We start from the raw sequence: 21,046 nt of genomic DNA on the forward strand, positions 1-21,046 counted from the left end.
GTAATATCATTAGTTACATGAAACCTGACAGCAAACTTTCATCGATATTGCATGTGCTATTGCATATGGCGCATGCCGGACGCCCGATGACGTCCGACGAGATGGCCGCCTGCCTGGGCACCAATCCGGTGCTGGTGCGGCGCGTAATGGCGGGCCTGCGCGAGCGCGGCTATGTGGCCTCGACCAAGGGCCATGGCGGCGGCTGGACCATCAACTGCGATCTTGAACAAGTCACCCTGCGCGATATCTACGACGCCGTCGGCGCGCCCACCGTGTTCGCCATGGGCAACCGGGTCGAGCAGCCCGGCTGCCTCGTCGAGCAGGCCGTCAACCAGTCGCTGGCGAGTGCCTTCGATGAAGCCGAAGCCCTGCTGATCGCCCGCCTCGGCGAAGTCAGCCTGGCCGACCTGTCCTCGCGTTTCAGCCAACTGCATGCCAACCACCGGAGCCATACCCATGAAACCAACTGAACTTCAACAGCCCTATGACGTCATCATCGTTGGCGGCAGCTATGCGGGCTTGTCCTGCGCCATGCAACTGGGCCGCGCGCGCCGCCGCGTGCTGGTGATCGACGCCGGCCAGCGCCGCAACCGCTACGCCAGCCACTCGCACGGCTTTCTCACGCAGGACGGGCGCGCACCCGCTGATATCGCCGCCGACGGCAAGCGCCAGGTGCTTGCTTACCCCACGGTGAGCTGGCGCGAGGGCAGGGCACTGCAAGCCGCGCAAACGGCTGGCGGTTTCGAGGTGCTGCTGGACGATGGCAGCACCGTGCAGGCCCTGCGCCTGGTGTTGGCCAGCGGCGTGGTCGACGAACTGCCGCCGGTCGAGGGCTTGCGCGAACGCTGGGGCGCCAGCGTGTTTCACTGCCCGTATTGCCACGGCTATGAACTCGATCAGGGGCCAATCGGCGTGATCGCCACCGGCCCCTTGTCCATGCATCATGGCCTGATGCTGCCCGACTGGGGCACGGTGACGTTTTTCCTCAATGGCGCCTTTGAGCCCGATGCGGCGCAGCTGGCCGAACTGGCGCGGCGCGGCACGACGGTCGAATCGAGACTGATTTCGCGCATCACCGGCGTGGCCGACGTGGTGCTGGCCGATGGCAGCACGCACGCCATGGCCGGCCTGTTCGTGGCACCGCGCACGCAGCAGGCCAGCCCGCTGGCCGAACAGCTGGGCTGCGCGCTCGATGAAGGTCCGATGGGCCCGGTCGTGCGCACCGACGAGATGAAGTCCACCAGCCTGGCCGGCGTGTTCTGCTGCGGCGACGCCGGCCGCGCGGCCGGCAATGTGGCGTTTGCCGTGGCCGACGGCGCCATGGCCGGCGTGGCAGCGCACCGTACACTGATGTTCGGCCTGCCCCAGGCAGCTTGACCTTACGGTTTGCCGGGGTTTGATTGCCGTTCTGGCCTGGATGCCTTAAAATCATAAAATGCAACTCAATTGCATTAATAATGATTTCAAGGATGCCATGAACCACCGACTACCCAATGTAGCAGTGAAGCCAGGCTTTTTTCTGATGCAAAGGGCCGGCGTGTTTGCCTGGCCGGCCTGGCTGCGCGTGCTGGCCGTGCTGCCCGCCTGCAGCTTGCTGTGGCTGGGTGTGTACTGGGCACTGGCGTGAGCGCGCTGGCCAGCGTGCGCCAGCTGTCGGTGCGCTATCAAGGCACCGAGGCGCTGCACGGCATCAACGGGCATTTCGAACGCGGCGGCCTGTACGCGGTGGTGGGCGCGAATGGCGCCGGCAAGAGCACCTTGTTGAAAGCCATGCTGGGCCTGGTGCCGCTGGCCGGCGGCACGGTGGAACTGCACCTGCCGCGGGCGCGCATCGCTTATCTGCCGCAGCAGTGCGAGATTGAGCGCGGCTTTCCCATGCTGGCGCGCGACTGCGTGCTGCTGGGCGCCTGGCAGCGCGTGGGCTTGTTCGCCCGCGTGCCGGCCGAGGTGCAAACGAGGGTGGACCAGGCGCTGGCGGCGGTCGGCATGGCCGATCTGGCGCAAGCCCCGATTGGCGCGCTGTCGGCCGGCCAGTTCCAGCGCCTGCTGTTTGCGCGCCTGATGGTGCAGGAGGCCGAGCTGTTGCTGCTCGATGAACCGTTCAACGCCATCGATGCGGCCACCACCGCGCTGCTGCTGGCATTGATCCGCGAGTGGCACGGCCAGGGCCGCACGGTGGTAGCTGTGCTGCACGACCACGCCCAGGTGCATGCGCATTTTCCGCAGGCCGTGCTGCTGGCGCGCCGGTTGGTGGCGTGGGGTGATACGCAGCATGTGCTGAGCGCGCACCATCTTGAACGGGCGCGCGATGGTGATTGAGTTTGTGGCCGGACCGTTCCTGGAATTTGCCTTCATGCGCCGCGCGCTGGTGGCCGTGCTGGCGTTGTCGCTGGGTGCGGCGCCGCTCGGCGTGCTGTTGACCTTGCGCCGACTGAGCCTGGTCGGCGATGCGCTCAGCCACGCCGTGCTGCCCGGTGTGGCGCTGGGTTTCATGTTTTTCGGCCTGTCGCTGACCGCATTGAGCATCGGCGGTGTGCTGGCCGGCATGCTGGTGGTGCTGGCTGCTGCGCTGGTCAGCCGCCATACGCGCATCGCCGAAGACGCCAGCCTGGCAGCTTTGTACCTGGTGGCGCTGGCACTGGGCGTGATGCTCATTTCCCTGCAAGGCTCGCAGATCGACCTGCTGCATATATTGTTCGGCAATGTGCTGGGCGTCGACCGTGATGGCCTGCTGCTGGTGGCCGGCGTGGCCAGCGCCACCTTGCTGCTGCTGGCGCTGGCGTACCGGGGGCTGCTGCTGGAAAGTTTTGATCCGGCTTTTCTCGCGGCCGTGCATGGAAGCAGGGCCTGGTTCCAGCAGCTGTTTTTGATGCTGGTGGTGGTCAATCTGGTGGCGTCGTTCCAGACCTTGGGCACCCTGATGGCGGTCGGCCTGATGATGCTGCCGGCCATCTCGGCGCGGCTGTGGCACCACAGCTTGCCGGCACAACTGGTCCATGCGGCTTGCCAGGCGATGCTGGCCGGTGTCAGTGGTTTGCTGCTGTCGTATTACGCGGCCCTGCCATCGGGACCCGCGATCATCGTCTGCGCCGGATTGTTGTATGCCGGCTCCTTGCTGCTGTCGCCGCACGGCGCGCTGGCCGCGCTGCGCCGCGCGCGCAACTGATTTTTACCTTGGATTCCCCATGCTCCGTTTAAACAAAAATATGATATTGACCGCCGTGGCCTTGAGCCTGGCCCTGCTGCTGCCACAGCGTGCAGCGGCCGAAAAACTGCCGGTGGTGGCCAGCTTCAGCATCCTGGCCGACCTGGTGAAAGTGGTGGGCGGCGAGCGCGTCGCCGTGACCTCCCTGGTAGGGCCGGACGCCGATGCCCATGTGTTCGACCCCACGCCGCAGGACGCGGTGCGCATCGCGCGCGCCAGGCTGGTGGTGGTTAACGGCCTCGGTTTCGAAGGCTGGCAGCAGCGTTTGCTGCAGGCGGCCCGCTACCGGGGCGAGGTGGTGGTGGCGTCCACCGGTGTCAAGCCGCGCGGCCATGAACATCAAGCTGACCCTGATCATGGCCACGAACACGGGCACGAGCATGGCCACCTCGATCCGCACGCCTGGCAGGACCCGCACAACGTCATGCTGTATGTCGCCAATATCGCCGCCGCGCTGGCGCGGGCCGACCCGCAAGGCACCGCCATCTACCGCGCCAATGCGGCAAGCTACCAGGTGCTGCTGCGCGAACTGGACGCCTGGGCCGGCGCGCGCTTCGCGCAAATTCCCGTCAACCAGCGGCGCGCCGTCACCGCGCACGCGGCGTTTGACTACCTGGCCGCGCGCTACGGCCTGCGCCTGTCGGCGTTGCAGGCCCTGTCGACCGAAAGCGAACCGAGCGCCCGCGCCATGGGCGAGCTGGTACGGCGCATGCGCGCCGACGGCACGGCCGCCGTGTTTGCCGAAAACCTGCACAACGCGCGCCTGCTGCGCCAGCTGGCGGGCGAGGCTGGCGTGACGGTGGGCGGCAAGCTGTATTCGGACGCCTTGTCCGCGCCGCGCGGCCCGGCGCCCACCTATTTGGCGCTGATGCGCTACAACGTCGACCAGCTGGCTCGCGGCATGCAAGGCAATCCCCCTTAGAACACCTAACATAACCTACTGCGCGTCGTGATTTGCGGCCTCCGATGCTCACTGCCTCGGCGGCCCCGTACATTCGCACAGCTCCGCATCTCGGCCACAACTCACTGCCGCTCGCTACGGTTTTGTTAGGTATTCTTCAGCGATAATGGCGCCTGGACTTTTCAGGAATCACCATGAATGCTCAAGCGGCGCCGCCATCCGATCACCCTGACGAAGCGCGGAAGGCTCGTTGGATAGCGCTGCTGGTGGCGGGCGCTTTTTTCATGGAAAACCTCGACGGCACCGTGATCACCACCGCCGTGCCCGACATCGCCAAGTCATTCGGCGTGGCGCCGCTGGACCTCAATATCGGCGTCAGCGCCTATCTGCTGACCTTGGGCGTGTTCATCCCCATCAGCGGCTGGGTGGCCGACCGTTTCGGCGCGCGCAAGGTATTTGCCGCGGCGCTGGCGCTGTTTACCATCGCGTCCGTCCTGTGCGGCATGGCCGACGGCCTGCTGGAATTCGTGCTGCTGCGCGCGTTGCAGGGCGTGGGCGGCGCCATGATGGTGCCGGTCGGGCGGCTGGTGGTGCTGAAAAGCACTCCCAAGGACAAGCTCATTTCCGTGATCGCGACCCTGACCTGGCCGGCGCTGGTGGCGCCCGTACTGGGGCCACCGCTGGGCGGCTTCATTACCAGCTACAGTTCCTGGCGCTGGATCTTTTATCTGAACCTGCCTCTGGGCCTGCTGGCGCTGTTTTTTGCCTGGCGCCTGATTCCCGATCACCGGCCCAGCGAACGCAAGCCTTTTGATGCCGTCGGTTTCCTGTACGCGGGCGGCGCGCTGCTGTCCCTGACCTGGGCCGCCGAAACACTGAGCCGGCCCGATGCGCCGTGGAGCGAGGCAGGGTTTTTCCTTGCGCTCGGTGCGCTGCTGGGGACTCTGGCCGTGCGCCATCTGCGCCGGGCCGTGCATCCGTTGATCGACTTGCGTACCCTGGGCACGCCCACCTTTGCCGTGGCGATTTACGGCGGCTCGCTGTTCCGCATGGCGATCGGCGCCGTGCCCTTCTTGCTGCCACTGCTGTTCCAGGTCGGCTTCGGCCTGAACGCTTTTCACTCGGGCATGCTGGTGATCGCCGTGTTTGCCGGAAATCTGATGATGAAACCTGCCACCACCGGCATCCTGCGCCGCTTCGGCTTCAGGCCGGTACTGCTGGTCAATGGCGCCATCAATGTGCTGTCCCTGCTGGCCTGCGCCTTTCTGACGCCTGCGACTCCCATCTGGCTGATCGCCTTGGTCCTGTTCATCGGCGGCCTGACGCGCTCGATGCAGTTCACGGCCTACAACACCATCGCCTTTGCCGACATGGCGCAGGCCCGCATGGCCGCCGCCAACACCCTGTTCAGCACCGCTTTCCAGGTCGCCATGGGCTTGGGCGTGGCGCTGGGCGCGCTGGGCGTGCGCCTCGGCCACTGGCTGGCGCGGACGGCCGGCATTCAACAGATGCCGGCCGCCGAGTTTCGCCTGGCCTTTGTGCTGGTGGCTGTGGTCAGCCTGCTGGGCATGATCGATACCTGGCGACTGCAAGCGGGCGCCGGCGATCATCTGTCGAAGAAGGCCTCCGCTTAGGCCGCAAAACCGCCGTCGATCTTCAGCCCGGCGCCGGTGACGAACGCCGCTTCTTCGCTGGCCAGGTAGGCCACCATGCCGGCGATTTCGTCGCCGGTGCCGTGGCGCGGCAGGGCCATCAGGCCGTGCATCAGGTCGGCGAAGTCGCCGGTGGGCGGGTTCATGTCGGTGGCGACCGGGCCAGGTTCCACGTTGTTGATGGTGATGCCGCGTGGACCCAGGTCGCGCGACAGGCCTTGCGTCAGGCCCGACAGCGCCGACTTGCTCATGGCGTAGGCGGCCGCGCCGGCAAACGGCATGCGGTGCGCATTGGTGCTGCCGATATTGATGATGCGCCCGCCCGACGGCATCAGCGGCACGGCTGCCTTGATGGCGACAAACACGGCGCGCACGTTGACGGCCAGCGTCTTGTCGAAGTCTTCCAGTGAAAAATCGTCGATGGAACCAGGCACGAAGACGCCGGCGTTATTGACCAGGATATCGAGCTTGCCGGTCACTTTTGCCGCCTCGGTGACGGCCGCCGACAGCGCTTGCGCATCGGCCGCATCGGCTTTCACCGCCTGCGCCTGGCCGCCGGCATCACGCACGCTGGCGGCCAGCGCTTCGGCTTCATTGCTTGAGCTTTGATAGGTGAAGACGACATGGGCGCCCTGGCGCGCCAGGCGGCGCACGATGGCGGCGCCGATGCCGCGCGAGCCACCGGTGACAAATGCGGTTTTGCCGGCGAAGGGCAGGGAGGTGGAGTTTTGCGTGGCAGTCATGACGGGCTTTCAAAGTGTGGGTAAGGAGTAGCCAGTATCTGCCTGTTGTTAATGATGCGCTAGCCAGTAATCGATACAATCACTTTCAACCATTGGTATCAAATGAGCAGATAGAATGGCGGCATGGAAGCGCTCAATCATTTGCAATCATTTGTGCTGTCGGCCGAAGCCGGCAGCTTTTCGGCGGCCGCGCGCCGCCTGGGGCTGACGCCGGCCGCAGTCAGCAAGAACGTGGCGCGCCTGGAGGCCAGCCTGGGCTTGCGCCTGTTCCAGCGCAGCACGCGCAAGCTGACCCTGACCGAAGGCGGCGAGCGCTTTTTGCAGCAAATAGGCGGTGCGCTGGCCACCTTGCGCGAAGCGATCGCCGATGTGGCCGAGGAGGGCGGCCAGCCAGCCGGCATATTGAAAATCAGCCTGGCGCCGTCGTTCGGCCGCAGCTATGTGGTGCCGCTGCTGGCCGAATTCATCCGCCGCTATCCGGGCGTGATCCCCGACTGCCATTTCGATAACCGCCAGGTCGACCTGATCGGCGAAGGCTTCGATGTCGCCATCGGCGGCGGCATCGAACTGACGCAAGGCGTGGTGGCGCGCGAACTGGGCCACGCCCATATCGTCGCCACCGCCTCGCCCGCCTATATGCGCGGCAGGCAGATGCCGTCGCATCCTTCCGACCTGGCGCAGTTCGACGGCGTGGCGCGCCGCTCTGCCGGCAGCGGGCGCCTGCGCAGCTGGGTACTGCGCGACGGCCAGGGCGGCGAGGGCGTGGCCGAATGCCGGCCACGCGCCATCTTCGACGATCCGGAAGCGATGGCGATGGCGGCCATCGACGGCGTCGGTGTAGCCCTGCTGCCGATGCCGCATGCGCTGGCGCATTTGCGCAGCGGCGCCCTGATCCGCTTGCTGCCCGGCTGGCGCGCCGATTCCGGCCCCCTGTCGCTATACTATCCCGGCAAGAAACTGCTGCCCGCCAAAACGCGGGTGTTTGTCGACTACCTGCTGGAACAATTCCGCCAGCAGGACTTCGCGGCGCAGATCACCCCCGATTAACTGATGAACCGACCTGATGACGACCGACTACAGCCTGTTTTACCAATACGACGGCGCCATGCCGGCACGCTTTCGCGAAGTGCGCGTGTTTGACGCCACTGTCTGGACCGCCGAAGGCGCGGCCATGACCTGGGGCGAGGAAACCCGTACCGTGCATGCCGGTGATGCGTCAGCGCGGGCCGCCTATGCCGCCTTCTGCGCGGCCGCGCTGAGCGAAGGCTACACCCTGGAGCGCGCCAGCCTGATCGACCCCGCCGTGTTCGACGCGCCGCTGTTACAAACCTTGCTCGTCACCGCCACGCGCCAGGCTGTCGCCTTCGTTCGCGCCGCCCATCCCGACCAGCATTTCAATGCCTGGGCGCTGCTCAGCGACGACAGCGCCATGACGATTTCCCTGCTCGCCAACAGCCGCGAAGCACTGGCTACCGCGGAAGACGAAAACGAGATGTTCTGGAATCCCGGCGAATGGCAGTTCGATGAAGGCGGCGCATATTTTGACAGCGCCTATCGCTTGCTGCTGCAGGCGCACCGCGGCTTGCCGTTCGAGGTCGATTTCGAGGTGTTTCGCGCCAGCGCGTTCGAGGCGGGCATCGCGGCCTTGGAGCAGCTGGCTGCGGAAGGGCTGTTTGGTACGGGCGTTGAACGCGAGGAGACGCTGGTGCTGTTCGAGGTCAGCGATAGCGAGGAACTGGACGGCGTACTGGAGCGGTTGAATACGCCGAAGATGGTCATGCGGCTCAATGACTGGATGGCAAGCTGGGACCAGTGAATATAAGGGACATATCAATGCCAAATTTGCACATCACACTGCCATTCCAGAATGAAAGCACAAAAGTGCTGAAGATTTATCTGGAGCCAATTCCGGAATACTTTTTTGTACAGCCTGGTGAAAAAGTCGTGGTGCATGGGATCTGTGACGCCAATACAGTTAATACCGTATTTACCGTCGCTCCCAATGACGATTGTATCGTGGTGTATGCACCAGGCGAAATCGGCGGGTTTGTCGACTGTTACCTGACGCGCGATGGCGTACGATTGAAGCCGGATGGGCATTGATTCTCGCACCGAAGATAATCATGGCTGAAGTGCCAGCTCCAGCTTGAATGAGCAATTTTCTTCAGATAGTCAGCCCGCCACCAGCACAATCCGCGTAATTTCCGCCGGCGCGCCCACCCGTTTCGGCGGCCCCCAGTAGCCCGTGCCGCGGCTGACGTAGATCTGCAGCTTGCCGCTGCGGTGCAAACCCGCCACATACGGCTGCTGCAGCGGCACGAACAAATTCCATGGCCAGAACTGGCCGCCGTGGGTGTGGCCTGACAGTTGCAGGTCGAAGCCTGCCGCTTCGGCGGCCGGCGCGCTGCGCGGCTGGTGCGCCAGCAGGATGCGGGGCAGGCCTGGCGGTGCGCCGGCGATGGCTGCCTGCGGGTCGCTGGTGTTGGCCGGGTCGAAATGCGCGGCGTTGAAGTCGGTCACGCCGGCCAGCACCAGTTGCGCGCCGTCGTGTTCGATTACCTGATGCTGGTTCATCAGTACCTGCAAACCCAGGCGCCGAAATTCGGCCACCCATGGCGCGGCGCCGGAATAGTATTCGTGGTTGCCGGTGACGAGGAACACGCCGTGGCGTGCGGTCAAGGTGCCCAGCGGCGCCGTATGCGCGCCCAGTTGCGGCACGGTGCCGTCGACAACATCGCCGGTAATCGCGATCGCATCGGCATCCAGGCTGTTGGCGCGTTTCACCATCGCCTCGACCCAGGCGCGCTTGATGGTGGCGCCGACGTGAATGTCACTCAGCTGGACGATGGTAAAGCCATGCAGCGCCGGCGGCAGCCCGGCGATGGCGACCTTGACGTCTTTTACGCGTGCCACGCGGCGTGCATTGATGAAACCGATTACGGTGGCCAGCGAGGCCAGGAAGATGACCCCGACTGCGCTCGCTTGCGCATGCAGGCGCGCGGGCGGGTACAGCATCAGCAGTTCGCGCAGCACGGCCAGCACGAACAGCGAGGAAAAAAAGCCCATGCACAGGGAACCGGCCCAGCTCAGGCGGTCGGCCAGGCGCGCGTCATTGGTGAGGCCGCGCGAAAAAATCGTCATCGGCATCAGCATGGTCGAAGCCAGCAGTATGGCGCCGCCCAGCAGCAGGCCGGCCAGGCCGATGTTCAGGGCCGGCAGCAGCAGATAGCCCAGCACGGCGTGCAGGGCGCCGAGGATCATGGTGATGCGTAGCAGGGGCGGGCGCAGGCTCATGGTGGATGACAGTCAGGGTTCCAGGGCGTCGAGGCCCAGGTAGGATGAAGTGAGGCGCGCAAAGGTGCCGTCCTGGCGCATGCGCGCGAAAGCGCGGTCAAAGGCGGCTGCCAGCGCGGCCGAATGAGCGCTCTTGCGAAATACCAGATAAGTGTCGAAGCGCGTTAGCGGCGGCGTGATGCGTTTGACGCCTTGCAGTTTCAGCTGGCGCAGCGTGTACAGCCCCACATAGCTGTCGGCCAGCACGGCGTCGATGCGGTGCAGCGCCAGCTTCTGGAAGTTGGCCGCGTCGGTCGGCACTTCGGCCACGCTCCAGCGCCCGCTGGCCACGCCGGCGGCTATCTCGTCGGGCAGGCGAAAGCCGGCGCGCACGCCGATTACCTTGCCGGCCAGGTCTTCAAGGCGGAAGGCAGGCAGGCCGCCGCCCTGGCGCACGAACAGCGCATATTCGGTCGGCTGCAGCGCTACCTTGCCAAATTCCAGGTACTGTTCGCGCAGCGGCGTGCGGCTCAGGGCGAACGCGCAATCGACGGCGCCGTCGGGTTTGGCCAGTTCGCTTTCCAGGCGGCGCCAGGGCGTGGCGCGAAACGCGATGGATATTCCCAGCCGGCTTGCGGCCTCGCGCAGCACGTCCACGTTCAGGCCTTCGATGCGGCCGTCGTTCTGCATGAAATAGGGCACGAACACATCGTCGTGGCAGACCAGGCTGGCCGGCAAGGCGTCGTTTGCCACCGGCGCGGCCCAGGCCAGCGCAGGCAGCGCAAGGCAGGCGGCCGCCAGCGTGCAGCGCCAGCTTGTGCCAGCGCGCAGCCTATCTGCCAACATGCAGCCCCAGGGTGGCCAGCTTGCCGAAATCGACTGGCTTGGCAAAGTGGTCGTCGAAGCCGGCGTCCAGCGCCGCGCGCCGGTCGTGTTCCTGGCCGTAGCCGGTCAGGGCGATCAGCTGGAAATCTTGCGGGATCGGCAGCTGGCGCAGCTTGCCTGCCACTTCATGGCCGTTGATGTCGGGCAGGCCGATATCGAGGAAGACGATGTCGGGCTTGAATTCCAGCGTGCGTTCGATCGCCTGCGCGCCGGTGTAGGCGGTGCGCACCTGGTGGCCGTCCAGTTCCAGCAGTTCGGCCAGCGTGTCGGCGGCGTCTTCATTGTCGTCGACCACCAGGATGCGCTTGCTGCTGCCGGCCACCGGCTCGGGCTCTGCCACGGCTTGCGGCGCGGCTGTCAGGTCGAGCGGCAGATCGATTTCAAACGTGCTGCCCAGCCCGACGCCGGGGCTTTGCACGGTGACCTGGCCGCCGTGAAGTTCCACCAGCTTGCGCACCAGCGACAGGCCGATGCCCAGGCCGTCCTGTACCCGGTCCGGCGCGTGGCCGCTCTGCTCGAACAGGCCGAAGATGGTTTCGATGCTGCCGGCGGCGATGCCGATGCCGTTGTCCGCCAGGTGGATAGCCACACGCTCGCCCTGGCGCTCGGCGCTGATGCTGATGGCGCCGCCCGGCGCGGTAAACTTGGCCGCGTTGAGCAGCAGGTTGGCGAGGATCTGCGACAGGCGCACCGGGTCGCCGTGCACCCACAGTTCTTCCTGCGGCAGCGCCACGGTCAAGGCATGGCCACGCCCGGTGACGATGTGCGAACTGGTCTCCAGCGCGCTATTGATGATGCTGGCCAGGCTGACCCGTTCCCACTGCAGCGAGATCTTGCCCTGCGAAATGCGCGACACGTCGAGCAGGTCGTCGACCAGGCGCACCAGATGATCGGTATGGCGGCCGATGGTGGCGCGGGCGTTTTCCTGCATCGCCGGCACCACCGGGTCGAGCTTGCGCAGCAGCGCCAGCGCAGTGCGGATCGGGCCGAGCGGATTGCGCAGCTCGTGCGCCAGGGTGGCCAGGAATTCGTCCTTGCGCCGGTCCACTTCGCGCAGTTCGCGCTCGACCCGGCCCAGGCGCAGCAGCGCCTTGACGTTGGCGATCAGTTCATCGGGTTCGATCGGCTCGACCAGGTAGTTGTCGGCGCCGCCATCGAGGGCGCGGATCTTGTCGGCCGTGCCGATGAACGAGGCCGAGGTCTGCAGCACCAGGATGGTATTGGTGTCGGGGTTGTCTTTCAGCCGGCGGCACACTTCCAGGCCATTGATGTCGGGCAGCTTGACGTCGAGCAGGATCAGGGCCGGCCGGTCCTTGGCCGCGCGCAGCAGGGCGTCGCCGCCATTCGACGCTTCGATCACATTGAAGCCGGCGCGCGTGAGGATGCGCGACTTGGCGTAGCGCGCGCCGTCGCTGTCATCGACATTGAGTATCAGTGCATCGCTATTGTTGGACGAAAACATGCGCTAGTTCCCAGGTTTAGTTGCCATGCGGCGCGGCGCGTCCTGCATGGGATCTTGCGTCGTTGGGCTGCCGGATTGCTGGATCAGCGCGCGCAGGCTAGCCAGCAGTTGCGGGCGCAGCAGCGGTTTGATGTAATAGGCATCGGCGCCCAGCGCCAGTCCCTTGCGCCGGTCCTCGACTTCCGTGGCGACGATGACGGGCACCTGGCGCCGCAGCGGATCGTTTTTCAGCTCGGCCAGCCAGTGCCAGGCATTTTCGCCGTGCAGCAGGATGTCGAGCAGCACGGCGGCAGGCGGATCCTGCGCCCATGCTTCGACGGCTTCGCGCACGCTACGCGCGAACACGGCGCGAAACTCGGTCTCGGCCAGGAATTTTTCATACAGCAGGCGTATCGATGCATTGTCTTCCACCACCAGCACGGGAATGCGCTGGTCGTGCGCGGTTTCCTGCGCCGGCTGTGGCGCCGCGTCGCCGGTACCGGCGTCATGCCGGACCGGCAGGGTAACCGAAAACACCGAACCGACGCCGGGCGTGCTGTCCACGGCGACCTTGCCATCGAGCAGGGTCGCCAGGTTGCGGCACAGTGGCAGGCCAAGGCCGGTACCCTTGACCCGGCGTTGCAGGTGGTTTTCCACCTGGCTGAATTCTTCGAAGATGAGTTGCTGGTCTTCGGCGCTGATGCCCAGGCCCGTGTCGGACACGGAAAAATGGATCATGCCTTCCGCGGGCAGCGGCGTGGCGCTGACGATGATGGCGCCCGTTTCGGTAAATTTGAGCGCATTCGAGATGAAATTGCGCAGGATTTGCGACAGCTTGCCTTCATCGGTATGCATCTCCAGCGCCGGATCCGGATCGATGAAGGTCAGGTTCAGCGATTCGGACACCAGCAGCGGGCGCAGCATGCCGCGCAGGGCGCTGAACAGGTCGGCCACGTTGAAGGTATTGGCGTGCACATCGACCTTGCCCGCTTCGATCTTCGCCAGGTCCAGCAGGTCGTTTACCAGGTCGTTCAGGCCGACCGCGCTTTGCAGGATGAACATCACCTGTTTTTCCTGTTCCGTCGACAGCTCGCCGTCGACCTTGTCGATCAGCAGCTTGGCCAGCGCACGGATCGAGCTTAACGGCGTGCGAAATTCATGGCTCATGTTCGACAAAAAGCGCGACTTCATCTGGTCGGCGCGGCGCAGGTGGTCGGCCTTTTCGTCGAGTTCCGCATACAGCGCCACCACGCCGCGGTTGGTGTCTTCCAGCTCGCGCGTCAGCTGCAGCAGTTCGTCCTGGCGCGTCTTCAGTTCGGCCAGCGTCGCCAGCAACTCATGGTTCTGCTGCTGCACCTCGGACAGGGTGATGTCGGACGGTAGCGCCTGCAGGCTGCCGGACAGCGCGCCGATCATCGGCCCGGTCAGCAACGGCGCCTCGCGCGGGAAGAACTTTTGCAGCGTGATCTCCGTCCCCTTGCCCGGCACACTGTGGATATGGAAGCGGTCCATCAGGCGGCGCGCGCCCAGGATGCCCAGGCCCATGCCGGTTTGCGACTCGTACTGGCCGGCCAGGATGCGGTCGAGCTGGGCGATGCCGGGGCCACGGTCTTCGATGCGGATGGCAAGCACCTGCGGCGCCGTGCTGCCCTCGATGGCGAAGTGGATCTTGCCGGTACCAGCGTAGTTCCAGACATTGCGCGCCAGTTCCGACACCGCCGTGGCGATGCGCACCTGGTCCTGCACGCCGAAGCCGCACAGGGCGGCGATCTGGCGCGCGCGCTGGCGCGCACCCACCACGTCGAGTTCATTGCCGATCACCGCCGTCAGGATGCGCTGGGTCATGCCGTCCCCGGCGCGTCGTCGTCCGCCATGTGCTCGCGCAGCACCACCACGCCGACGTCGTCGCGCCCGCGCGAAAAGTCGCGGTACAGCACGGCGGCCACCAGGGCCGGGTGGCAATGCGTCAGGCCCGGGTATTGATCGAGATCCCAGCGCGTATGCAGGCCGTCCGAGTGCATCACCAGCAAGGTGCCGGTTTGCCACGGATGCTGGAATTCCTGCACCTTGCGCAGATTGCTGCCGACGATGCCGTTATGCGACAGCAGGTGACGGCATTGGCCGCCATCGAAAGCATAGGCGGCGATATTGCCGACGCCGGCATAGCGCAGTTCGCGCCGTTCGCGGTCGACATGCGCCACTGCCATGGCGGCACCACGCGTGCCGGCCAGCGCGGCGTGCGCCAGTTTCAAAAAAGCGCCGGGCAGCGGCGCCAGGCCGGGCGCGCAGCTTTCCAGCAGGGCGCTGGCTTTTTCAGACGCTTCGGCCGCATGTGGGCCATGGCCCAGGCCATCGGCCATCACCAGGCTCATTTCATGGCCCTCGAAGACCACGTTCCAGGCGTCGCCGCTGACCTCTTCGGAGGCGAGCGGCAGGCAGACGGCGCCGACCTGCCAGCCCGGATCGGCCGGCATGGGCGCGTTGACCGTCGTGCCCCATACCACCATCATCAGCACCGTACCCATGCCCGGCAGGGAGTACAGGTCGAATTCCTGGCTCAGGCGGCGGATCGCGCCCAGGCCCACGCCATAGGTGCCGGCCGTCGACTGGCCGTCTTCCATGTATTGGGCCACGTTGCGCATGCCCGGGCCCTTGTCGATGGCCAGCACTTCGATGCCTTGGGTGCCACCGCGCGTGACCTTGCGCAGCAGGATTTCGCCATGGCCGGCGTGCTTGACGATATTGGTGGCCGCTTCGGTGATCAGGATGGCCAGCTGGCCGGTGCGCACATCGTCAAAACCGATGCGCCGCGCCAGCATATTGCCGGCGCGGCGGGCCGCGGCGATTTCGCTCGGTTCGCCAACCAGGAACCGTTGTTGCCTGAATGCGTCAGGCGAGAGTGCGGGTGCAGGTGCAGCAGGGTTCAAAACAGCTTCCATTTCACAATCGTGACGGTGGTGCCGGCACCGGGTGTGGTGTCGATCTGGAATTCATCGGACAGGCGCTTGGCGCCGCCCAAGCCCAGTCCCAGGCCGCCGCCGCTGGTATAGCCGTCGGACAGCGCCAGAGGGATATCGGCGATGCCCGGGCCCTGGTCGCTGAAACTCAGTTCCAGGCCCTGGCGGCTGCCGTCGCGCAAATAATTGATGCGGCCTTCGCCGCCGCCGCCATAACGCAGCACATTGCGCGCCAGTTCGCTGGCCGCCGTGATGTACTTGGTCTGCTCGACCAGGCCGAAACGCATGGCGATCATGCTTTCACGGACCTGCTTGCGCAGGCGTACCACGTCTTCGTCCGTATGCAGCGGCAGCACCTGCGCTTCGCCGGGGCCGCTCATGGGGCACCCGCAATGGTTGCGCGCTCACGCGCCCTCAATCCCACAGGCTGCCCCGTTCGAGCAGCTTGATCCCCAGTTCCACGTTCAGCGCCGTGCTGACGCCGTCGAGTGTCAGGCCCAGTTCCACCAGCGTGATGGCGACGGCAGGCTGCATGCCCACCACCACCGTGCGCGCGTCGAGGATCTTGGCCATCGCCGCCGTATTGCTGATCATGCGGCCGATAAAGGAGTCGACGATATCGAGTGCGGAAATGTCGATCAGCACGCCGGTGGCGCGGTCCTTGACGATGCGCGCCGTCAGGTCGTCCTGCAGGGTCATGGCCAGGCGGTCATGCATGTCGACCTGGATCGTGACCAGCAGCAGCCGGCCCATGCGTAAAATGGGAATTCTTTCCATGGGCGTCTCAGTGCTCTTGCTTGGAGTAGGTGATGGTGGAACCCGTGCGTTTCAGGGCCACCACGAAGGCGTCGGCCAGGGTGGCCTTGGTGATCACGTCCTCCAGGTTCACGCCCAGATGCACGATGGTTTGCGCGATCTGCGGGCGGATGCCGCTGATGATGCAGTCGGCGCCCATCAGGCGCGCGGCGGCGATGGTTTTCAGCAGGTGCTGGGCCACCAGGGTGTCGACGGTGGGCACGCCGGTGATGTCGATGATGGCGATCAGGGCGCCGGTGTCGACGATTTTCTGCAACAGGCTTTCCATCACCACCTGGGTGCGGGCGCTATCCAGGGTGCCGATCAGGGGCAGGGCCAGTACGTTTTGCCACAATTGCACCACCGGCGTGGACAGCTCCAGCAATTCCTGCTGCTGGCGCATGATGACCTGCTCGCGCGCCTTTTGATAGATCTCGATGGTCAACAGGCCCAGCTTGTCGAACAGGTTGCTGGTATTGACGATGGCGTCACCCAGTTGTTCCGGCGTGCCGCTCAGCGCCGCGCGCAGGTAGCCGAACAGCGGTTCCTTGAGCGAGAAGATGAAGCTGGCCGTGTCGATCGGCGAATAGCCCTGGCGTACGCGCGACTGCGAAATCTCGGTCAGCAACTGGCGCGTGTCGTCCCAGGCGCGCGCTTCGATGTCGAACGAGTCGCTGCTTTCCAGTGCGCCGGCCAGCGAGGGCAGGAATTGTGTCGCCTGCTGGCGCAGCTCGTTTTCCGCGATTTTGTCACGGCGCATCAGGCGACCGATCAGGTCGGCCATCCAGCCTTCCAGCAATTGGGTATGGTGTTGGCTGATAATGCTGGCCAGTTGCCTGGCCTGGCCCGCGCCTGTCTCTGTATTCATGCTCATCCTTGGCTGGTAATGTTTGGTATGCCGTTCGTCCCGTCAACGCCGCTCGGTAGCGGCGCCGGGACACAATCTGTCGAGATCGAATTATAGGCTGTACAGGCTATTTTATTACGTTCTCTTGAGCAATTTACAGCAAAAGGATGAGACTTTTTAACCACGCCATGAAAGCTCAGGTTTTCATGGCGATCACCACCTTGCCTTTCGCGCGGCCCGTCTCGACATGCGCCAGCGCCTGCGCTGTCTCGGCGAACGGGAACACGCGATCGATCACCGGCCGGATCGCGCCTGCGTCGACCAGTTCGGCGATCTGGCGCAGCTGGGCGCCATCGGCGCGCATGAACAGGAAGTCATACCGTACCTGGCGCAGGCGCGCCTTGCGGCGCACGCCAGCGCTCAGCAAACGGATCGCTGTTTTTACCAGCCACGGCGCGCCGAGTTTTTGCGCAAAGGCCGGGTCGGGCGGGCCGGAAATCGAGATCAGGCGGCCGCCCGGTTTGAGCACCCCCAGCGATTTGACCAGGGTGGCGCTGTCCTGGCTGTGCAGCACCACATCGTAGTCGTGCAGCATGGCGGCGATATCGTCCTTCCTGTAGTCGATCACCAGGTCGGCGCCCAGTTCCCTGACCCAGCCCGCATTGGCGGCGCTGGTGGTAGTGGCGACAAACGCGCCCAGGTGTTTGGCCAGCTGGATCGCAAAGCTGCCCACGCCGCCCGAGCCGGCCTGGATAAAGACCTTTTGCCCTGGCCGCAGTTGCGCCAGGCCGACCAGCGCCTGCCAGGCCGTCAGGCCCACCAGCGGCAGCGACGCTGCCTGTTCCATCGTCAGGGTCGCAGGCTTCCTGGCCAGCGCATGCTGTTTGACGGCGATGCGTTCGGCAAACGCGCCGATGCGCATGTCGCCGGGGCGCGCATAGACCTCGTCGCCGGTCTGGAAGCCGGTCACGTGCGCGCCCACCTGCAGCACCGTGCCGGCCACATCGTGGCCCAGCACCAGCGGCAGCTGGTAGGGCAGGATCAGCTTGAATTCGCCGTTCTTGATTTTTGCGTCCAGCAGGTTGACGCTGGCGGCATGCACTTGCACCAGCACTTCATCGCAGGCCAGCACCGGTTCGGCCACCTGGGCCAGGCGCAGCTGCTGTTGTTTGCCGTAAGCGTCGAGCAGATAGGCTTGCATGGTTCAGCCCTCCAGCCGCAGGTCTTTGCGCACGCCCGCGTCGACCATGCCGGCCGGCGCAAAGCGGCGCAGCAGGCGCAGGCCGTTCGCCCGGCCCGGCGTATAGCGCAGCTGTGGCGTGCGCGCGCCGGCGGCCTTGACGATGATGCGAGCCACCAGTTCCGGGCCCTCGGCGCCGACCAGCACGTCCTTGACGCGCTGCCCGACTTTTTCGCAGATGGCGCGGTAGGCGGCCAGCGGCGCGTCCGGCGCCATCAGGTTGGCGTCGAACGGCGTGTTGATATAGGCAGGTTCGACCACCGACACGCGTACCCCGGCCGTGCGCAGCTCATGGTCGAGCGCTTCGGAATAGCCGGCCACCGCATGCTTGCTGGCCGAATACAGGGCCATATAAGGCATCGGCAAAAAGCCCAGCACCGAGCCGATATTGATGATATGGCCGCTGCCTTGCGCGCGCATCTGCGGCGCCACGGCGCACGTCATGCGCACGATGCCGAAGAAATTGGTGTCGAAGATCGCTTGCGCCTGCGCCAGCGAGCTTTCCTCGGCAGCGGCCGGCGCCACGCCGAAGCCGGCATTATTGACCAGCAGGTCGATGCGGCCGGCGCGCTGCAGCACTTCCTTGACCAGCGCCTCGACCGAGGCGTCGCTGGTGACGTCGAGCACCAGCATCTCGACGCCCGAAATGGTTTGTGCCGCGCCGCGGCGGCTGGTGCCGAATACGCGGTAGCCGGCCTGGGCCAGGTGCTGCGCCGTGGCCTGGCCGATGCCGGACGAGGCGCCGGTAACGAGCGCGATGCGCTGGGTCTGTTGATGCATGAAGGACTCCTGGTGATGATGGCTGGTGCGGTGGGTGGGTTCGTGTTACTATCTTTTTAGTACGAATATTACTATCATTTTGAAAGTAAAAGTAAACCATTGCCATGAATAGTGAAAATAATTTCGCCGCCGGCGTGTGCCCCATCGCGCGCAGCCTTGCCGTGTTCGGCGACACCTGGAGCCTGCTGATCCTGCGCGACGCGCATGCCGGCCTGACGCGCTTCGACCAGTTCCGCAAGAGCCTGGGCATCGTGCCGACCATGCTCACGCGCCGCCTGGCGACGCTGACGCAGGAAGGCCTGCTGGAAAAGCACCGCTACTCGGACAGCACGCGCGAGGAGTATCTGCTGACCGATGCAGGCCGCGACCTGCTGCCGGTGCTGTTCATGCTGGGCGAGTGGGGCAGGCGGCACCGCTGCGAAGGCAAGCTGTCGCGTATTTTCGACGCTGAAGCGGGCACCGAAATCAAGCCGGTGGTGATCGATGAAGTAACGGGCGCCAGGATAGGCACGCGGCCGCTGCGCCTCGACTTGCCCAAGGCCTGAACGGTCAGCGCGAAAGGCGCTTTTTTGTCTGCGCTTTTAAACATGTATTGTGTTTGCATGTTTAAGCGTAAAGCGCTACACTGGCAGCACTTCTACTTGAACAGAACAATGATGAATATCGATAAATTCAAACATGAGCACGTGGCCATCCTGTCGGCGATCGACCAGTTGCGCGAACTGGCACGCAGCGGCGTGGCAATGCAATCGCAGGCGATCGCCGCACAGATCGTCGCCATGAGCGGCTTGATCAAGCTGCACCTGGCCGTCGAGCAGCGCTATCTGTATCCGGCCGTGCAGGCGAGCGGCGTGGCAAAGGTGGCGCGCCTGGGGCTCCAGTATGAAAACGAAATGCAGGGCATCGCCGGCGACTACCTGGCCTTTGCCGGCCGCTGGAACACGGCCGCGCGCCTGGCGCAGGAACCGGACGCGTTTCGCAACGAAGCCAATACCGTATTGCACGCGCTATACCAGCGCATGCGGCGCGAAGACACGGAACTGTACCCGGCCATCGAAGCCATCTGATTTTTCACATTCATCTACCATTTTTCACAGGAGTCTCACATGCTGACCCAGCCACAACGCGACATCGTTACCGCCACCGTGCCCATCCTCGAACAGGGCGGCGAAGCGCTGACCCGCCACTTCTACCTGGGCCTGTTCCGCGATTATCCGGAAGTGCTGCCTTACTTTAACCAGGCGCACCAGCACAACGGCGAGCAGCAGCGCGCGCTGGCCAACGGCGTGCTGGCGTATGCGCGCAATATCGAACGGCTCGATGCGCTGGGCGGCCTGGTGGCCACCATCGTCAACAAGCATGTGGCGCTGCAGATCCGCGCCGAGCACTATCCGCTGGTGGGTGCCAGCCTGCTCAAGGCGATCCGCGAAGTGCTGGGCGCCGATGTGGCGACTGACGCCGTGATCGAGGCCTGGGGCGCGGCCTACGGCCAGCTGGCCGATATCCTGTCCGGCGAAGAAGGGCGCATCTACAAGGCGCAGGCCAATGCGCCGGGCGGCTGGAGCGGCGCGCGCGATTTTCACGTCGTCAGCAAGGTGGCAGAGAGCGCGGAGATCACCTCGTTTTTGATGGCGCCGGCGGACGGCAAGCCGGTGCTGGACTTTGCGCCGGGCCAGTATATCGGGGTAGTGGTGACCGTCGACGGCGTGTCGATGCGGCGCCAGTATTCGCTGTCGGCCGCCAGCAATCAAGAGACGTATCGCATCAGCATCAAGCGCGAGCCGGGCGGCAAGGTGTCGAATTATTTCCATGATCAGGTACAGGTGGGCGATACGCTGCAGCTGACGCCGCCGTCGGGCGAATTCGTGCTGGCCGAGTCTGGCAAGCCTTTGGTGCTGATCAGCGGCGGCGTAGGCATCACGCCGACCCTGGCCATGCTGACGCAGGCGCTGCGCGGCGGGCGCCCGGTGCACTTCATCCATGCTGCGCGCAACCATGGCGTGCATGCGTTTCGCGCGCAGATCGACGAACTGGCGGCACGCTATCCTCAACTGAAGCGCCATTACTGCTATGCGGAACATGGCGGGCTTGAACATGCGCCGGACGCGGTGGGTTTGCTGGACCAGGCGCAGCTGGAGCAGTGGCTGCCCGAGTCGCGCGATATCGATGCGTATTTCCTGGGGCCGCAGCCGTTCATGCGCGCCGTGAAACGCTATCTGCGTGAGTTGGGCGTGCCGGAAAGCCAGACCCACCATGAGTTTTTCGGCCCTGCGTCCGCCCTGAACTGAAAACGAAGAAAACCTGCCCGCCGTAAGGGGCGGGTAAGC

24 protein-coding genes are annotated in these 21,046 nt (G+C 65.0%); 13 read left to right on the forward strand and 11 right to left on the reverse strand.

Annotation, left to right across the window (positions count from 1 at the left end; translation table 11 throughout):
* Positions 1 to 17: 17 nt before the first annotated feature.
* The 7 genes from AC0Z42_RS02150 to AC0Z42_RS02180 all read left to right on the forward strand — a co-directional run bounded on the left by AC0Z42_RS02150 (position 18) and on the right by AC0Z42_RS02180 (position 5,740).
* Complete coding sequence (locus AC0Z42_RS02150; RefSeq protein WP_485466579.1) at positions 18 to 470, forward strand: Rrf2 family transcriptional regulator; 453 nt, start codon at positions 18 to 20, stop codon at positions 468 to 470.
* A complete protein-coding gene (locus tag AC0Z42_RS02155) occupies positions 457 to 1,377 on the forward strand; it encodes an NAD(P)/FAD-dependent oxidoreductase (protein ID WP_485466580.1) in 921 nt (306 codons plus the stop codon). The genes AC0Z42_RS02150 and AC0Z42_RS02155 overlap by 14 nt, the downstream gene beginning before the upstream one ends.
* A 97-nt stretch (positions 1,378 to 1,474) precedes the next feature.
* Positions 1,475 to 1,627: a hypothetical protein gene (locus AC0Z42_RS02160; RefSeq protein WP_485466581.1), complete on the forward strand. Its 153-nt coding sequence runs from the start codon at positions 1,475 to 1,477 to the stop codon at positions 1,625 to 1,627.
* Positions 1,624 to 2,319, forward strand: coding sequence for a metal ABC transporter ATP-binding protein (locus AC0Z42_RS02165; RefSeq protein WP_485466582.1), 696 nt, complete (start codon positions 1,624 to 1,626; stop codon positions 2,317 to 2,319). The genes AC0Z42_RS02160 and AC0Z42_RS02165 overlap by 4 nt, the downstream gene beginning before the upstream one ends.
* Positions 2,309 to 3,166, forward strand: a complete 858-nt coding sequence (locus tag AC0Z42_RS02170) for a metal ABC transporter permease (RefSeq protein WP_485466583.1) — start codon at positions 2,309 to 2,311, stop codon at positions 3,164 to 3,166. The genes AC0Z42_RS02165 and AC0Z42_RS02170 overlap by 11 nt, the downstream gene beginning before the upstream one ends.
* A gap of 40 nt (positions 3,167 to 3,206) precedes the next feature.
* Positions 3,207 to 4,127: a metal ABC transporter solute-binding protein, Zn/Mn family gene (locus AC0Z42_RS02175; protein ID WP_485466584.1), complete on the forward strand. Its 921-nt coding sequence runs from the start codon at positions 3,207 to 3,209 to the stop codon at positions 4,125 to 4,127.
* Between the two features lie 173 nt (positions 4,128 to 4,300).
* Positions 4,301 to 5,740 (forward strand): MFS transporter, encoded by a 1,440-nt coding sequence (locus AC0Z42_RS02180; RefSeq protein ID WP_485466585.1) that lies wholly within the window; start codon positions 4,301 to 4,303, stop codon positions 5,738 to 5,740.
* Here the strand turns inward: AC0Z42_RS02180 and AC0Z42_RS02185 are convergent.
* Positions 5,737 to 6,501 (reverse strand): SDR family oxidoreductase, encoded by a 765-nt coding sequence (locus tag AC0Z42_RS02185; RefSeq protein WP_485466586.1) that lies wholly within the window; start codon positions 6,499 to 6,501, stop codon positions 5,737 to 5,739. The two genes, AC0Z42_RS02180 and AC0Z42_RS02185, sit on opposite strands and share 4 nt — an antisense overlap.
* A 123-nt stretch (positions 6,502 to 6,624) precedes the next feature.
* On the opposite strand from AC0Z42_RS02185, the gene AC0Z42_RS02190 reads away from it, so the two are divergent.
* Genes AC0Z42_RS02190 through AC0Z42_RS02200 form a run of 3 tightly spaced genes read left to right on the forward strand, consistent with a single transcriptional unit; the run spans position 6,625 to position 8,604 of the window.
* Complete coding sequence (locus AC0Z42_RS02190; RefSeq protein ID WP_485466587.1) at positions 6,625 to 7,548, forward strand: LysR family transcriptional regulator; 924 nt, start codon at positions 6,625 to 6,627, stop codon at positions 7,546 to 7,548.
* A gap of 16 nt (positions 7,549 to 7,564) precedes the next feature.
* A complete protein-coding gene (locus tag AC0Z42_RS02195) occupies positions 7,565 to 8,317 on the forward strand; it encodes a DUF4303 domain-containing protein (protein ID WP_485466588.1) in 753 nt (250 codons plus the stop codon).
* A gap of 17 nt (positions 8,318 to 8,334) precedes the next feature.
* A complete protein-coding gene (locus tag AC0Z42_RS02200) occupies positions 8,335 to 8,604 on the forward strand; it encodes a hypothetical protein (RefSeq protein WP_485466589.1) in 270 nt (89 codons plus the stop codon).
* Positions 8,605 to 8,673: 69 nt separating this feature from the next.
* Here AC0Z42_RS02200 and AC0Z42_RS02205 read toward each other — a convergent pair whose 3' ends face one another.
* The 10 genes from AC0Z42_RS02205 to AC0Z42_RS02250 form a co-directional block, all read right to left on the reverse strand.
* Complete coding sequence (locus tag AC0Z42_RS02205; protein ID WP_485466590.1) at positions 8,674 to 9,795, reverse strand: metallophosphoesterase; 1,122 nt, start codon at positions 9,793 to 9,795, stop codon at positions 8,674 to 8,676.
* 12 nt (positions 9,796 to 9,807) lie between these two features.
* Complete coding sequence (locus AC0Z42_RS02210) at positions 9,808 to 10,620, reverse strand: substrate-binding periplasmic protein (RefSeq protein WP_485466591.1); 813 nt, start codon at positions 10,618 to 10,620, stop codon at positions 9,808 to 9,810.
* Positions 10,607 to 12,121 (reverse strand): response regulator, encoded by a 1,515-nt coding sequence (locus AC0Z42_RS02215; protein ID WP_485466592.1) that lies wholly within the window; start codon positions 12,119 to 12,121, stop codon positions 10,607 to 10,609. Before AC0Z42_RS02215 ends, AC0Z42_RS02210 begins: the two co-directional genes overlap by 14 nt.
* A gap of 3 nt (positions 12,122 to 12,124) precedes the next feature.
* Positions 12,125 to 13,945: an ATP-binding protein gene (locus AC0Z42_RS02220; protein WP_485466593.1), complete on the reverse strand. Its 1,821-nt coding sequence runs from the start codon at positions 13,943 to 13,945 to the stop codon at positions 12,125 to 12,127.
* Positions 13,942 to 15,039 (reverse strand): SpoIIE family protein phosphatase, encoded by a 1,098-nt coding sequence (locus AC0Z42_RS02225; protein ID WP_485466594.1) that lies wholly within the window; start codon positions 15,037 to 15,039, stop codon positions 13,942 to 13,944. The genes AC0Z42_RS02220 and AC0Z42_RS02225 overlap by 4 nt, the downstream gene beginning before the upstream one ends.
* Entirely contained in the window at positions 15,024 to 15,437 is a 414-nt protein-coding gene (locus AC0Z42_RS02230; RefSeq protein WP_485466595.1) for an anti-sigma regulatory factor, read from the reverse strand. Before AC0Z42_RS02230 ends, AC0Z42_RS02225 begins: the two co-directional genes overlap by 16 nt.
* 34 nt (positions 15,438 to 15,471) lie before the next feature.
* Positions 15,472 to 15,834, reverse strand: coding sequence for an STAS domain-containing protein (locus AC0Z42_RS02235; RefSeq protein ID WP_485466596.1), 363 nt, complete (start codon positions 15,832 to 15,834; stop codon positions 15,472 to 15,474).
* A 7-nt stretch (positions 15,835 to 15,841) separates the two neighbouring features.
* A complete protein-coding gene (locus AC0Z42_RS02240; RefSeq protein ID WP_485466597.1) occupies positions 15,842 to 16,720 on the reverse strand; it encodes an STAS domain-containing protein in 879 nt (292 codons plus the stop codon).
* A 175-nt stretch (positions 16,721 to 16,895) separates the two neighbouring features.
* Positions 16,896 to 17,900, reverse strand: a complete 1,005-nt coding sequence (locus AC0Z42_RS02245) for an NADP-dependent oxidoreductase (RefSeq protein WP_485466598.1) — start codon at positions 17,898 to 17,900, stop codon at positions 16,896 to 16,898.
* A 3-nt stretch (positions 17,901 to 17,903) separates the two neighbouring features.
* Positions 17,904 to 18,719, reverse strand: a complete 816-nt coding sequence (locus tag AC0Z42_RS02250) for an oxidoreductase (RefSeq protein ID WP_485466599.1) — start codon at positions 18,717 to 18,719, stop codon at positions 17,904 to 17,906.
* 104 nt (positions 18,720 to 18,823) lie between these two features.
* Between AC0Z42_RS02250 and AC0Z42_RS02255 the strand changes: the two genes are divergently transcribed.
* The 3 genes from AC0Z42_RS02255 (at position 18,824) to hmpA (ending at position 21,007) form a co-directional block, all read left to right on the forward strand.
* On the forward strand, positions 18,824 to 19,264 hold the full coding sequence (locus AC0Z42_RS02255) for a winged helix-turn-helix transcriptional regulator (RefSeq protein WP_485466600.1): 441 nt from the start codon (positions 18,824 to 18,826) through the stop codon (positions 19,262 to 19,264).
* Positions 19,265 to 19,372: 108 nt separating this feature from the next.
* Positions 19,373 to 19,786 carry a hemerythrin domain-containing protein gene (locus AC0Z42_RS02260; RefSeq protein WP_485466601.1) on the forward strand — a complete coding sequence of 138 codons (414 nt, stop codon included), beginning with the start codon at positions 19,373 to 19,375 and terminating at the stop codon, positions 19,784 to 19,786.
* Between the two features lie 39 nt (positions 19,787 to 19,825).
* Complete coding sequence (gene hmpA / locus AC0Z42_RS02265; protein WP_485466602.1) at positions 19,826 to 21,007, forward strand: NO-inducible flavohemoprotein; 1,182 nt, start codon at positions 19,826 to 19,828, stop codon at positions 21,005 to 21,007.
* Positions 21,008 to 21,046 lie beyond the last annotated feature (39 nt).

It is taken from the genome of Janthinobacterium sp. 1L-D-8-B-C4 (assembly GCF_057291295.1).